This is a genomic window from Lysinibacillus sp. G01H (genome assembly GCF_028872195.1).
Classification (GTDB): Bacteria; Bacillota; Bacilli; order Bacillales_A; family Planococcaceae; genus Lysinibacillus; species Lysinibacillus capsici.
The window spans coordinates 3,609,875-3,623,382 of record NZ_CP118397.1 but is presented as its reverse complement, the minus strand read 5'-3'; the positions used below and the strand labels follow the sequence as shown (position 1 = coordinate 3,623,382).

Annotated in this window: 16 protein-coding genes; 14 read left to right on the top strand and 2 right to left on the bottom strand. The window is 36.6% G+C overall.

Features of this window, described 5'->3' with window-relative positions:
* Positions 1–21: 21 nt before the first annotated feature.
* From sufB to PSR12_RS18445, 11 genes are all read left to right on the top strand, one after another.
* Positions 22–1,419 carry a Fe-S cluster assembly protein SufB gene (gene sufB, locus PSR12_RS18495; RefSeq protein ID WP_016993620.1) on the top strand — a complete coding sequence of 466 codons (1,398 nt, stop codon included), beginning with the start codon at positions 22–24 and terminating at the stop codon, positions 1,417–1,419.
* A 259-nt stretch (positions 1,420–1,678) separates the two neighbouring features.
* Positions 1,679–2,674 (top strand): ABC transporter substrate-binding protein, encoded by a 996-nt coding sequence (locus PSR12_RS18490; RefSeq protein WP_274770065.1) that lies wholly within the window; start codon positions 1,679–1,681, stop codon positions 2,672–2,674.
* A 181-nt stretch (positions 2,675–2,855) separates the two neighbouring features.
* A complete protein-coding gene (locus PSR12_RS18485) occupies positions 2,856–3,713 on the top strand; it encodes a DUF72 domain-containing protein (protein ID WP_274770064.1) in 858 nt (285 codons plus the stop codon).
* Complete coding sequence (locus tag PSR12_RS18480) at positions 3,713–4,537, top strand: sulfite exporter TauE/SafE family protein (protein WP_004228257.1); 825 nt, start codon at positions 3,713–3,715, stop codon at positions 4,535–4,537. Before PSR12_RS18485 ends, PSR12_RS18480 begins: the two co-directional genes overlap by 1 nt.
* A 20-nt stretch (positions 4,538–4,557) precedes the next feature.
* Entirely contained in the window at positions 4,558–5,925 is a 1,368-nt protein-coding gene (locus tag PSR12_RS18475) for a bifunctional metallophosphatase/5'-nucleotidase (protein ID WP_257520424.1), read from the top strand.
* Positions 5,926–5,958: 33 nt separating this feature from the next.
* Positions 5,959–7,068, top strand: coding sequence for an HD-GYP domain-containing protein (locus PSR12_RS18470; protein ID WP_004228267.1), 1,110 nt, complete (start codon positions 5,959–5,961; stop codon positions 7,066–7,068).
* Positions 7,069–7,091: 23 nt separating this feature from the next.
* A complete protein-coding gene (gene yunB / locus PSR12_RS18465) occupies positions 7,092–7,889 on the top strand; it encodes a sporulation protein YunB (protein WP_048394406.1) in 798 nt (265 codons plus the stop codon).
* A 107-nt stretch (positions 7,890–7,996) separates the two neighbouring features.
* Positions 7,997–8,914 carry a lipoyl synthase gene (gene lipA / locus PSR12_RS18460; RefSeq protein ID WP_004228269.1) on the top strand — a complete coding sequence of 306 codons (918 nt, stop codon included), beginning with the start codon at positions 7,997–7,999 and terminating at the stop codon, positions 8,912–8,914.
* Positions 8,915–8,947: 33 nt separating this feature from the next.
* Positions 8,948–9,295, top strand: a complete 348-nt coding sequence (locus PSR12_RS18455; RefSeq protein WP_004228271.1) for a YutD family protein — start codon at positions 8,948–8,950, stop codon at positions 9,293–9,295.
* A 114-nt stretch (positions 9,296–9,409) separates the two neighbouring features.
* A complete protein-coding gene (locus PSR12_RS18450) occupies positions 9,410–9,937 on the top strand; it encodes a D-glycero-alpha-D-manno-heptose-1,7-bisphosphate 7-phosphatase (protein ID WP_257520423.1) in 528 nt (175 codons plus the stop codon).
* 51 nt (positions 9,938–9,988) lie between these two features.
* Complete coding sequence (locus tag PSR12_RS18445; RefSeq protein ID WP_175400780.1) at positions 9,989–10,183, top strand: hypothetical protein; 195 nt, start codon at positions 9,989–9,991, stop codon at positions 10,181–10,183.
* Positions 10,184–10,266: 83 nt separating this feature from the next.
* Here the strand turns inward: PSR12_RS18445 and PSR12_RS18440 are convergent, their stop codons facing one another.
* The gene (locus tag PSR12_RS18440) at positions 10,267–10,533 is read right to left on the bottom strand and encodes a DUF3055 domain-containing protein (RefSeq protein ID WP_009371988.1); all 267 of its coding nucleotides are present in this window, start codon (positions 10,531–10,533) and stop codon (positions 10,267–10,269) included.
* Between the two features lie 88 nt (positions 10,534–10,621).
* Between PSR12_RS18440 and PSR12_RS18435 the strand changes: the two genes are divergently transcribed.
* The gene (locus PSR12_RS18435; RefSeq protein WP_009371987.1) at positions 10,622–11,074 is read left to right on the top strand and encodes a DUF86 domain-containing protein; all 453 of its coding nucleotides are present in this window, start codon (positions 10,622–10,624) and stop codon (positions 11,072–11,074) included.
* A complete protein-coding gene (locus PSR12_RS18430; protein ID WP_048394415.1) occupies positions 11,071–11,823 on the top strand; it encodes a TIGR01457 family HAD-type hydrolase in 753 nt (250 codons plus the stop codon). Before PSR12_RS18435 ends, PSR12_RS18430 begins: the two co-directional genes overlap by 4 nt.
* A 79-nt stretch (positions 11,824–11,902) precedes the next feature.
* On the opposite strand, the gene PSR12_RS18425 is transcribed toward PSR12_RS18430, so the two are convergent.
* A complete protein-coding gene (locus PSR12_RS18425) occupies positions 11,903–12,139 on the bottom strand; it encodes a YuzB family protein (protein WP_004228286.1) in 237 nt (78 codons plus the stop codon).
* Between the two features lie 269 nt (positions 12,140–12,408).
* On the opposite strand from PSR12_RS18425, the gene PSR12_RS18420 reads away from it, so the two are divergent.
* On the top strand, positions 12,409–13,473 hold the full coding sequence (locus tag PSR12_RS18420; RefSeq protein WP_004228288.1) for an NAD(P)/FAD-dependent oxidoreductase: 1,065 nt from the start codon (positions 12,409–12,411) through the stop codon (positions 13,471–13,473).
* The last annotated feature ends 35 nt before the right edge of the window (positions 13,474–13,508 follow it).

The window sequence follows — 13,508 nt, the reverse complement described above, 5'->3', positions numbered from 1 at the left end:
TCAATGAACGGAGGAGAAACGATGGCTAAAAAAATGCCTGATATCGGCGATTACAAATACGGTTTCCATGACAAGGACGTATCAATTTTCCGTTCAAAACGCGGTTTAACTGAAGAAATCGTCCGTGAAATTTCAAATATGAAACAAGAGCCAGAATGGATGCTAGAATACCGTTTAAAAGCTCTTGAAACATTTTATACAAAACCGATGCCACAATGGGGTGGCGATCTTGGAGATTTAGATTTTGATGAAATTACGTACTATGTAAAACCATCAGAAGCTACTCAAAAATCATGGGATGAAGTACCTGATGAAATCAAAGCAACTTTTGATAAATTAGGTATCCCAGAAGCAGAACAAAAATATCTTGCAGGTGTATCTGCACAATATGAGTCTGAGGTAGTTTATCACAACATGAAAAAAGACCTTGAAGATCTTGGTATTGTGTTCAAAGATACTGACTCTGCTCTACGTGAAAACGAAGATATTTTTAAACAATATTGGGGCAAAGTGATTCCTTACACAGACAATAAATTTGCTGCTTTAAACTCAGCAGTATGGTCAGGTGGATCATTTATTTATGTGCCACCAGGTGTTAAAGTAGAAACACCGTTACAAGCTTACTTCCGTATTAACTCAGAAAATATGGGTCAATTCGAACGTACACTTATTATTGTAGATGAAGGTGCTCACGTACACTATGTTGAAGGTTGTACAGCTCCTGTTTACACAACAAACTCTTTACACTCAGCAGTTGTAGAAATCGTTGTACGTAAAGATGCATATTGCCGTTATACAACAATTCAAAACTGGGCGAACAATGTTTACAATCTTGTAACGAAACGTACAGTTGTAGAAGAAAACGGTACAATGGAATGGATTGATGGTAACATCGGTTCTAAATTAACAATGAAATATCCAGCATGTATCCTAAAAGGTGAAGGTGCTCGTGGTATGACATTATCGATTGCATTAGCAGGTAAAGGACAACACCAACATGCTGGCGCAAAAATGATCCATATGGCACCGAACACATCTTCAACAATCGTTTCTAAATCGATTGCTAAACAAGGTGGTAAGGTAACGTATATGGGACAAGTTCGTTTCGGTCCTAAAGCAAGTGGTGCACGTGCTAACATCGAATGTGATACGTTGATTATGGATAATCAATCGACTTCTGATACAATTCCTTATAACGAGATCTTTAATGATAATGTATCTTTAGAGCACGAAGCAAAAGTTTCAAAAGTATCTGAAGAACAATTATTCTATTTAATGTCTCGCGGAATTTCCGAAGAAGAAGCAACAGAAATGATCGTAATGGGCTTCATCGAGCCATTCACAAAAGAACTACCAATGGAATACGCAGTAGAAATGAACCGTCTGATTAAATTTGAGATGGAAGGTTCTATCGGTTAATTTATTAGCCACCCCTAGTCACAACATACATTGTGACTAGGGATTTTTTGTTTTGTGTTTTTACTTGAGAATGAAAGTGGATATTTATAATATATCGAAATAGTACTGGATTTTTTTAAGATTACATACTAAAATGATAATGAGAATCAATATCAATTAAAAAAGGGGTTGATAAATCTAGAAGATGTCCGGTACTTCAATAAAACCAGATGAGATAGTTAATGATCATAACAATCATAATTCAAAGGAGAATATGTAAATGAAAAAAAAGTTTTTATTTATTAGCTACATAGCATTATTTATCCTCATTCTCGCCGCATGTGGAGAGAAGAAGGCAGTAATAGAGGAATCTTCCACTGATACACCAAAAGAAGAAGTGACACAAACAAAAGAAGAATCAACAAATGAAAATGGCACGAGAACGATTGAATATCTTGGTGAAAGCTATGAAGTGCCAGAAAAAGTGGAAAAAATTGTTGTAACAGGAGCTATGGAAGCGATGGAGGATATGGTTGTGCTGGATGTTCACCCAGTTGGAGCTATTGCTATTGGTGGCAAGTTCCCTGAGTTATATGCTTCTGTAACAGACAAAGCAGAATCTATTGGTGAGAAGATTAAACCAAACTTTGAAAAAATAGTAGAATTAAATCCAGATGTCATTTTAGGGTCGACAAAGTTCCCAGAAGAGGTGCAAAGTAAATTAGAGAAAATTGCACCTACAATTTTGGTTTCACATATTTCGACGAACTGGGAATCTAATTTGAATTTACTAGCTGAACTAACTGGTAAGCAAGCAGCTGCTGAGAAGATATTATCTACATATAAGGCTGATATTGAAGCTGCTAAATCCACGTTAACTGAAAAACTACAAGACCAAAAAGTGGCGGCTATTCGTATTCGTGGCGGACAAGCGTATGTTTATCCAAAAGAAGTATTTTTAAATGCTATTCTTTATGGAGAGCTTGGTTTAGCAGTACCTGATGAAGTTGCTAAAGCTAAATCTCAAGAGGCCATTTCTGTTGAGCAACTTGCAGATATGAATCCTGATTATTTATTTGTGCAGTTTTCAACAGAAGAAAATGCGGATGCGCCGAATGCTTTAGAAGACTTTAAAAAGAATCCAATCATCCAAAATATTAATGCATTTAAAAATGACCAAGTATTTGTTAATGTATTAGATCCATTAATGGAAGGCGGCCCTGCATACAGCCGGATTAAGTTTTTAGAGGCGATTCAGCAAAATCTTGTGAAATAAATGTAGCCTGTTAAAGTAGCATGAGTTCAATGGAATATGGACGCATGCTTTTTCTTTTGCAAAATTAAGTAGATGCTCAATCTGCTATTAGTTTAGACAAAAGAAGGTATATTTTTTACATGATGTTTATTTGTAGTGACATACTGTGTGCTATGATTATGTACATAGAGGAGGATGTCACATGATTGTAGTAGGATTAACTGGTTGGGGCGATCACCCTTCACTTTATAGTGGAGTGACTACTTCAAAGGATAAATTATTTGATTACACAGGTCATTTTTTAACGGTTGAAGTAGATACTTCTTTTTATGCTATACCAGCCAAAGAGCATGTTCGCAAATGGTGTGAGGATACACCTGAAAACTTCCGTTTTGTTGTGAAAGCTTACCAAGGCATGACGGGGCATTTACGTGGAGAGATTCCCTTTGAATCCAAAAATGATATGTTCAATGCATTTATTGAATGTGCCAATGAATTTAAACGTTATGGAAAGCTAGCCATGGTATTAGCACAATTTCCACCATGGTTTGATTGCCAAGGAAAAAATGTGCAATATTTATTGTATATCCGACAACAGTTAAAGGATTTTGAAGTAGCGATTGAGTTTCGAAATCAAACATGGTATGCGGAAAATGTTGTCAAGCAAACGATAGATTTCTTACGAGAACAACAATTTATCCATACGATTTGTGATGAACCACAGGCTGGTGTAGGATCTGTTCCTTTCTATCCTGTAGTGACTGCAAATAAAGCGTTGATTCGTCTCCATGGTCGCAATATACATGGATGGCGGAACACAGGAAATGCAGAAAATTGGCGTAAAGTTCGCTTCTTATATGATTATAATAAAGAAGAATTACATCAGCTTGGGGATAGCATGAAAAAGCTTGAAACAGAGGTCAATGAACTCTTCGTTTTATTTAATAATAATTCAGGTAATCATGCAGCGAAAAACGCAAAGGAGCTACAAGGTATGTTGAATATTAACGATGTCGGGTTGGCACCTAAACAATTAAACATGTTTGAAGGGGAACTATAATGGAGTTTATTTTATTAGTCATCATTGCATTGCTAGCTGGTCTAATTGGCTCATTAGTTGGGCTAGGTGGTGGTGTAGTATTAGTACCAGCAACATTATACATCGGCTTAAATTTAGGAATGATCCCAGATATTACACCACAAAAAGTAGTCGGTTTATCAGTTGTGATGATGATTTTCACGGGACTTGCCTCCACACTAAGCTATATGAAATCGAAAACGGTGGATTATAAAAGTGGTTTTATATTCTTTATTGGAAGTATCCCTGGAACGATTCTTGGCGCATGGGTCAATAAAGGGTTAGATTTACCATCCTTCAATTTATATTTTGGTATTTTACTTATTATATTATCGATTATTTTGCTTGTGCGTGACAAACTGAAGCCTGTAAAATGGTTTGTAAAAAATGGTATGCAGCAAGAATTTACTGACTCTGAGGGAAAAACCTATGTATATGGCTATCCCATTTGGTTTGCCATTACATTAACATTTGGTATTGGCTTTGCTTCCGGGTTATTTGGAATAGGTGGCGGCTCCATGATTGTGCCAGCAATGATTATTTTATTCTTATTCCCACCACATGTCGCGGTGGCAACATCGATGTTTATGGTATTTTTAACGTCCATCGTTAATTCCGCAAGCCATATTGCGTTAGGACATGTCCCTTGGCTCTATACAATCCCAGTGATCCCAGGTGCTTACTTGGGTGCAAAGCTAGGTGCTGCGTTAAATAAAAAAATTAAATCCGATACACTTGTACTAGCTTTAAGGATTATTCTATTATTATTAGGAATTCGATCTATTATAGAAGGCATATTAGCTTAATTTGAAGTGAGGTGGCTTTAATGCTTGAAAAGATCCATATTTTTCACACAAATGATTTGCATAGTCATTTTAAGTATTGGCCACGAATGCAAAGCTATGTGAAAGAGAAAAGAAATAATCTGGCGAATATCGGGGAAACAAGCTATTTGTTTGATGTTGGAGATCATTTAGATCGTTCCAACATTTATACAGAAGCAACAGTTGGGAAAGGCAATGTGCGATTGCTCAATGAAGCAGGTTACGATGTGGTGACAATCGGCAACAATGAAGGCATTACATTATCTCATGAAGAACTCTTTCACTTGTATGACAATGCTAATTTTGATGTTGTTGTGGCAAATGTATATGCCTCCCATGGGAAGAAGCCAGCATGGATGAAACCCTATGTAATATTAACAACAGCAACGGGTACGAAGCTGGGTGTCATTGCAGCCACGGCCATGTTTGAAGTATATTATGAAGAATTAAATTGGCATATGGACGACGCTCGTAGTACATTGCTACGTTTAGCGCATCAACTACGTGAAGAAGTAGACATTGTTGTATGCTTATCCCATTTAGGCATTACAGAGGATGAACTCTTAGCGGACGAGTGTCCAGAAATTGATGTTATATTCGGCTCTCATACGCATCATGTCCTACCAGAGGGCAAAGTGGTTAATGGGGTTTTACTGACAGGTGGAGGTAAGTTTGGCCAATATACTGGACATCTTATCATAGAATATGATAAAAAATTGAGGAAAATTGTTGAAAAAAAGGATACTTTAATTCATAATAAGGATTTGCCAATTGTTAAGAATGAACAAAACATGGTGCAGTTTTTGGAGGATGAGGGTAACAGAATTTTGGATACTCCAGTTTTTACAACAAAGAAAGCCTACAACAAGGAATGGTTCCATTATTCACAGCTATCTGATTTATTTGCACATGCAATTTTGGAGAAAAGTGGTGCCGACTGTGCATTATTCAATGCAGGGATATTTTTAGATGGTCTTCCTAAGGGAATAGTGACTGCCTTAGATTTGCACCGAATTTTCCCACATCCCATTAATTTATGTACAATTGAATTATCCGTTGCTGAAATGAAAGAAATTTATATGCAATCCAAAAATGAAGAATGGCCCTATATCGAACTAAAAGGATTAGGGTTTAGAGGCGTCATTTTTGGAAAAATATTGACATATGGATTTTCCATGAATGAAAATCGGCAATTATTAATTAATGGTAAGCTAGCCAATCAAAATCACATTTATAAACTGGTCACATTGGATCTGTTTACATTTGGTTATTTTTATCCAAGTTTTAAATATGCAAAAAAACAATATATTTTACCTGAATTTTTACGAAACATTATGATAGATTATGGTCAAAGATTCTTTAAACAATAGAGAGAGTTTAAAGAATGGAATGGGGAAGAAGTCATGCGATTAATTTCAATCGATGTATTAAAAGAAGGAATGGTATTAGGAAGAACCATTTGGAATGAGGCAGGTCATCCGCTTTTAAAGAAAGATGTTGTCATTAATGACCGTATTATTCAAAGACTTCAACAGTTAAATACACATTATTTATATATTGACGATGAGATTTCTGAGGGTATAGAAGTAGAAGAGACCGTTCCACCTGCTATGCGAAATAAAGTCATCAAAACTATAAAGGATTCGTTCCAATCCATTGATGGTTTGAATCCAGTAAATGCTTCTTATATATTAGATCAGCAATCAAAGACAATTGTTTCGATTGTAGATGAATTACTTTCTGCAGTTACTGGAAATAATGAAATTCTAACCATTTTAACAGATGCTTATTTATTTGATGAATATTTATATCAACACTCTTTCCAAGTGACATTGTATTCTATTGCCATTGCCAAAGAACTTGGTTACTCTGCTGAGGATTTACGTTTGATCGGGATCGGTGCATTATTACACGATGTCGGTAAACTAATGGTACCGAAAGATATTTTAACAAAGCCAGGACGTTTAACGAATGATGAGTTTGAAATGATGAAGATGCATGCTCGTTACGGTTTTGATTTATTGCGGAATTTACATTCAATCTCTCTGCTTGTGGCGCACTGTGCTTTCCAACACCATGAACGTATTGATGGAAGTGGCTATCCAAGAGGACTTGTTGACTTTGAAATTCATCCATTTGCCAAGATAATTGGCGTTGCAGATGTTTTTGATGCGGTGACGACGAATCGTGTATACCGGGAAAAGATGCTTCCTTCACAAGGACTAGCTATTGTTGAAGCTGGCTCGGGTACTCTTTATGATGCTCGAATTGTAAAAGCTTTAAAAAGAGCTGTCGTTCATTATCCAAATGGTGTTATTTTAAAATTATCAGATGGACGCCGTGGGATTGTATCTAGACAAAACACGTTGGATGCGGCATTACCATGGATTCGTATTTTTGAAGAACAAGATCAATTGCTTGCAGCTACATATGAAATTAATTTAGTGGATTATCCTGAGGTAACAGTTGAAAATGTTGAGACGGATTATGTGGTTCCCGCAAAAGTAGAATAAATTACTCCTCCTGTTCATACGTTATGGAACAGGAGGAGATTTTTTTGTTTTTCCCTCGAAAAAGAATGAAATTACGCTCATATGGTAGAAGGGGAATGCGTCTTAATAAATTAACGATTTTAATTGTTAGTATGGTTGTTTGCCTTATATTATTTATTTATTATTTAAATGAACGGCTCATGCCAACCTATTTGCAATATGCAGAAGTACAAACTACGAAGATTGCCTCATATGTTGTGAGTAAAGCCATTAATTCACGTACCTCTAATGTATTAGATGTAAATGATATCATTGAAGATATTCCTCCAGGTACGTCTGAAATGATGACCACTAAGTTTAATACAGAAATCATTAATCGTGTTCGAGCAGAGACATTAGAGCTTGTTAAAATGTATTTGGAGCAAGCTGAACAAGGAGAGCTATCCCATTTACCTGAATTAGATAATGTTGAATATGATATTAACAGGATCCAAGATGGTGATGGCATTGTCTTTTTTGTACCGCTTGGTCAAGCAGCCAATATTCCTTTGCTTGGAAATTTGGGGCCCAAGATCCCGATCCGCTTCCATGTGATTGGGAATGTTCATAGTAATGTGACATCCTCTATTCAAGAATTTGGAATCAATAGTGCTTATGTGGAGGTAGGTATTCATTTAGAGGTAAATGTTCAGATTATTGTTCCATTCGCTAGTAAGTCTTCTACCGTTGCGCAGGATATACCTGTAGCGATGGGTCTAACAAGGGGACCAGTTCCAAACATTTATACCAATAGTAGTGACGCGCCCCAACCGTCCATAGAAATACCTGTCCCTTATAAATAGAAATGTTTGTTGTGATAGTTGTTGGAGTGCCTTTAATATGTTACATTGACAACAGTGAAGATAGTTAATATTAAAAAATGTATATTTTTGATAGGGGCGATATTCGTATGACATCTTGTAAACCTACAAGTAAAGAAGAACATGTAAGAAAACCAGACTGGCTAAAAATAAAACTAAACACGAATGATGAATATAAAGGGCTTAAAAAGCTGATGCGTGAGAAAAATCTGCATACAGTATGTGAAGAAGCTCGTTGTCCAAACATCCATGAATGCTGGGGAGAGAGACGTACTGCTACCATGATGATTCTTGGTTCCGTTTGTACACGTGCTTGTCGTTTCTGTGCAGTGAAAACAGGTTTACCAAATGAACTAGATTTGGCAGAACCAGAGCGCGTTGCAGATTCAGTAGCCATTATGAATTTAAAGCACGTAGTTATTACAATGGTAGCACGTGACGATTTAAAGGATGGTGGAGCGCAAGTTTTAGCAGAAACAGTACGTGCAATTCGTCGTAAAAGTCCTTTCACATCTGTAGAGGTATTGCCATCAGATTTAGGTGGGATGAAGGAGAACCTTCAAATGTTAATGGATGCAAAACCAGACATTTTAAATCATAATATTGAAACAGTACGCCGTTTAACACCAAGAGTGCGCGCTCGTGCAAAATACGAACGCTCTTTAGAGTTCCTGCGTTTAGCTAAAGAGATGCAGCCTGAAATACCAACGAAATCATCACTAATGATCGGATTAGGCGAGACACATGAAGAAATTTTAGAAGTCATGGACGATTTACGTGCAAATAATGTTGATATTATGACGATCGGTCAATATTTACAGCCAACGAAAAAGCATTTACCAGTTAAAAAATACTATTCACCAATAGAATTTGGTAAACTGCGTAAGATAGCCATGGAGAAAGGCTTTAAGCATTGTGAGGCTGGCCCACTTGTACGTAGTAGTTATCATGCAGACGAACAAGTAAATGCTGCAACGAAAGAACGTCAATTACAAGCGGAAGTGTAAACGTCAAGGCTGAACGAAAAGGGTGGTGTCACTTTGATCATAGTTGAAGGATTAGAATATGAACTAATAGAGGATTATCGCGAGGCCTTTCAGGAGGAAGTTTTTCAGGAAAGATACTCAGATATCTTAGCCAGATACGATTATATTGTAGGTGATTGGGGCTATAACCAGTTACGTTTAAAGGGCTTTTTTGATGACAAAAATCAAAAATCCACTTTTGATACAAAAATAAGTACGCTTCAAGATTATCTATACGAATACTGTAATTTTGGTTGTGCTTATTTCGTATTACGTAAACTGGGGAAAGTTATGAAACAGCCAGAAGTAGTGGATATGAGTGAAGTAACAAAGCCAACAGACCATGAACCTTTAGCAGAATAAATTCTTATACAAAAACCTGATGTGATAGGCATCAGGTTTTTTTTCATCATTGTTAGCTTTTGTGTAATTAGGGAAAACTAAAGCACAAAACAGCTTATCGAAGGTGTGTTGTAAATGAAAAGAGCCGTATTTTTAGATCGTGATGGTGTTATCAATGAAGTACTAACAAATCGTGTGAAGTTTGTGAATAAGCCTAAGGATTTATACTTTTTACCGCAAGTGCCTGAGGCAATCAGAAAGCTAAATAAGCATTTTGATTATGTGTTTGTCGTGACAAATCAAGGTGGGGTTGGATTAGGCTTTATGAAGGAAAGTGGCTTACAGAAAATACATGAACATATGGTGAAGGAGCTAAAGAAAAAAGGGGCAACGATCCATGAAGTCGTTTATTGTCCGCACAAACCTAAGTCAGGTTGTGCCTGCCGAAAGCCCAATAGCAAATTAATTGTGGATTTAGGAAAGAAATATAACATTGATTTATCAAAATCCTATATGGTAGGCGATACAGATACGGATATTATTGCAGGAAAACGGGCAGGAACAAAGGGTGTTTTCTTAGGAGAACAAGATTCATTAGCAGATGCTGTCTTTCCAGATTTAATAAGTGCTGCCCAGTGGATTATTAAGGATGCAACAGCTTAAACGTATTGAGAAAAAGGAAGTATAAATCATTAAAAAAGGGATAATTTATGAATGGAGGTGATGATGTTGGCAAAAGAAAAACGCAATAAAAAGCCATTAGATCGAGAGGAATATGGGTATGGTTTTGATATTAGTGTAGACGATTTAGCTGTGATTGGTCAAAATCAGCAAGCGAAAAAACAAAATGATAATGAAAATAAAGACAAGCCCCATAATAAAGATAATCCATCCACTTTAAATAAATAACAATACGTAAAAAGATTTCGCAATCGCCCATGGCTAGCGAAATTTTTTTATATAATATAAAAAAACACCCAATAAATTGGGTGTTAGTTCAATAATTCACGCAAGTATTCCCGTAATTCGATTGTTTCTTCCTCTGTGCGATTGTACACATGTTCTAAGTAACCAGGCTCTTCTACATCATCAGGACCAATAATAGCAAAGCGACCGAACTGGATATCCATGACAAGCACTTTTCCAAAGAAACGGCCAGATTGTAATATAGCTAAATCATAACGTAGCTTTTGTCCAGCAAAACTAACAAATCTTGTTTTCGTATCTTCTACATCATCATATAAAAAAAAACGTTCCATCTTTTAATCTCCTTCCAATCCTATAGTTATGGTACTATAGAAGAGAAAAGACTATCAACTTTTAAAGATTTGAATGGAGGCTTTCCTTGTGTATTTTGTAGATCGTAATAAAATCACAAAAAATTTACAGTACTTAGATGGGCTATTAACTATTTTGGAAACAGAGGATAACTGGCTTCAGAATGATATAAAGAAATTAGCTATCGAGCGAATTGGACACAACATTATGGAGTCAATGATGGATGTAGGAAATTTAATGATTGACGGTTTCATTATGCGCGATCCAGGAAGCTACGAGGATATTATTGATATTTTAGTCGATGAAAAAGTTGTAGCTGCTGATTTGGAAGCACCATACAAAGCAGTTGTTGGCTTACGTAAAATGCTTGTGCGTGAGTTTATAGAGGTAGATATCCAAGAGGTTATCCATGTACTAACAGCTAATCTAACAGCTTTAAAGCAGTTCTCGCCAGCAGTTCATAATTATTTAACAAATGAATTAGGACCTGTTTCAGCATTTTTGCCAGAGGATCATCAATGAAACAATATAAGGCCTATTGCTTTGATTTAGATGGAACTGTCTACCGTGGGAAGGAAGGTATTCCTTCTGCGGTAGCTTTTATTCATCGTTTACAGCAAGCAGGAATTGAGCCATTCTATGTAACGAATAATTCTTCGAAGACGCGAGAACAACTGCAAGAAGCTTTACTGTCTATTGGTGTGAACGCGCCATTAGAGCATATTTATTCAAGTGCATTGGTCACAGCAAAGTATGTGGCCTTACATTTTCCAAGCAAGAAAGTAGCCATGATGGGTACAGATGGTATTCGTCAGGCACTACTCAATGAAAATATTGTGCCTGTTGAGGATGAGCCCGATGTATTTGTTATGGGGATTGATCGTACGCTTGATTATATGGCACTAGCTAGGGCAACGGTTTTTGTTCAGCAAGGAGCAACCTTTATTGCCACGAATCAGGATATTAAATTCCCAACAGAATATGGGTTCTTACCAGGCAATGGTTCTTTTGCACGCTTGGTAGGAGAAGTTGCAGATGTTGAACCAATCTATATTGGTAAGCCATCGCCAGCCATGCTGGAAGTAATTGCTACCGAGCATGGGATTGCGAAAGAAGACATGGTAATGATCGGTGATAATTATGATACGGACATTATGTGTGGTATTCGTTTTGGCTGTGACACCATTCATGTGAATACTGGGGTGACGCCTACAAAGACTGTCCTCGAAAAAGAATGCCAACCTACATATGTAGTGGACGTACTAAAGTAATAAAAGGATGTTTATGCTAATTTTCAGCATAACATCCTTTTTATTTGTTCAAATTTATTCATATAGGCATTTTAGAAAACTACCATAAAGGATTTTCTTCGATAAATTGATAAATGGCTTTCGTTAATTCATCAGGAGAATCAGCTTCTACTAATTCACCGTTTACAATTGCATAAAAGGATTCTGAGCACTTTGTACAATAACTGAGGCAGCCATATTCCAAAACGTCGATGTTTGGATCGCGTTCGAGTACTTCATAAGTTGCTTGAGAGCCATTTGCTAAATTACTTATACAAAATTCAACCATTGGATTCATCCATGTCACCTCACCAAAGTAATGCTACTCGGTTTTGCGATTTTCGTCAATTATTTATGTTTAAGAGAAAAGAAACGTTTTTTAATAAAAGATAAAGGGAATTTGTTATTAATGGCTTAAAAATCAATAGAAATGAACAGGTTTTCGTTTATTTTGTGAAATCTTTCACAAAATTTCATTCTGATATTGTGAAACTTCTCACAATCGGTTATACTCGTTTGTGGATACTTTGTGAACAATTATTAAAAGAGATATAAAAGGAGACTATTATGGGAAAATTAGTACTTTTAGGTGGCGGCTACGGCAATATGCGTGTCATGCTTCGTCTATTAAACAGCCTACCATTAGACAGAGAGGTAGTTATAGTAGATAGAGCCCCTTTCCATAGTTTAAAAACAGAGTTTTATGCATTGGCGGCAGGGACAGCAACAGATAAAGAAATTCGTGTAAGCTTCCCAGAGCATGAACGTTTAACAGCCGTATATGGAGAAGTCGTTGAAATTAATCGTGCGGAAAAAGTAGTCATTCTTGAAGACGGACAACGTATAGAATATGATGATTTAGTCATCGGGCTTGGCTGTGAAGATAAATATCATGGTGTACCAGGTGCGGAAGAGTATACGTACAGCATTCAAACAATGGGCAAATCACGTGCAACATTCCAAGCACTTTGTGGGTTACCAGCTGGATCTACAGTTGGAATTATAGGGGCTGGCTTAAGTGGAATCGAGCTTGCAAGTGAGCTACGTGAAAGTCGCTCAGATTTAAAAATCAAGCTATTTGACCGTGGTCAACGTATATTGAAAGATTTTCCAGAAAAATTAAGTAAATATGTAAAGGATTGGTTTGTTAAGCATAATGTTGATGTTGTTGCCAATTCAAATATTACAAGAGTAGAGCCAGGTAAAATTTTTAATCATGATGATGAAATTTTACTCGATGCAGTGGTTTGGACTGCAGGTGTTCAACCAGTCAAAATTGTTCGTGATATGGATGTTGAAAAAGATAAACATGACCGTCCACTTGTCACACAGTATTTTAATTTACTGGATGATGAACATGTCTATGTTGTAGGAGATTGTGCTTCATCAGATTTAGCCCCAACAGCACAATTAGCAGAGGAACAAGCGGAGCAAATTGTGAAAGTACTTCGTATGCGTTGGAAAGGTGAACATTTACCAGAGAAGATGCCAGATATTAAATTAAAAGGCTTCATGGGGGCTCTTGGTAAAAAACAAGGCTTTGTATACTTAGCTGATACAACAGTAACTGGGCGCATCGCTCGCTTAATGAAATCAGGATTATTATGGTATTACAAACGTCAAAATGATTAATTAGCTGAAAGGGACTGTTTCAAAAATCATTTTGA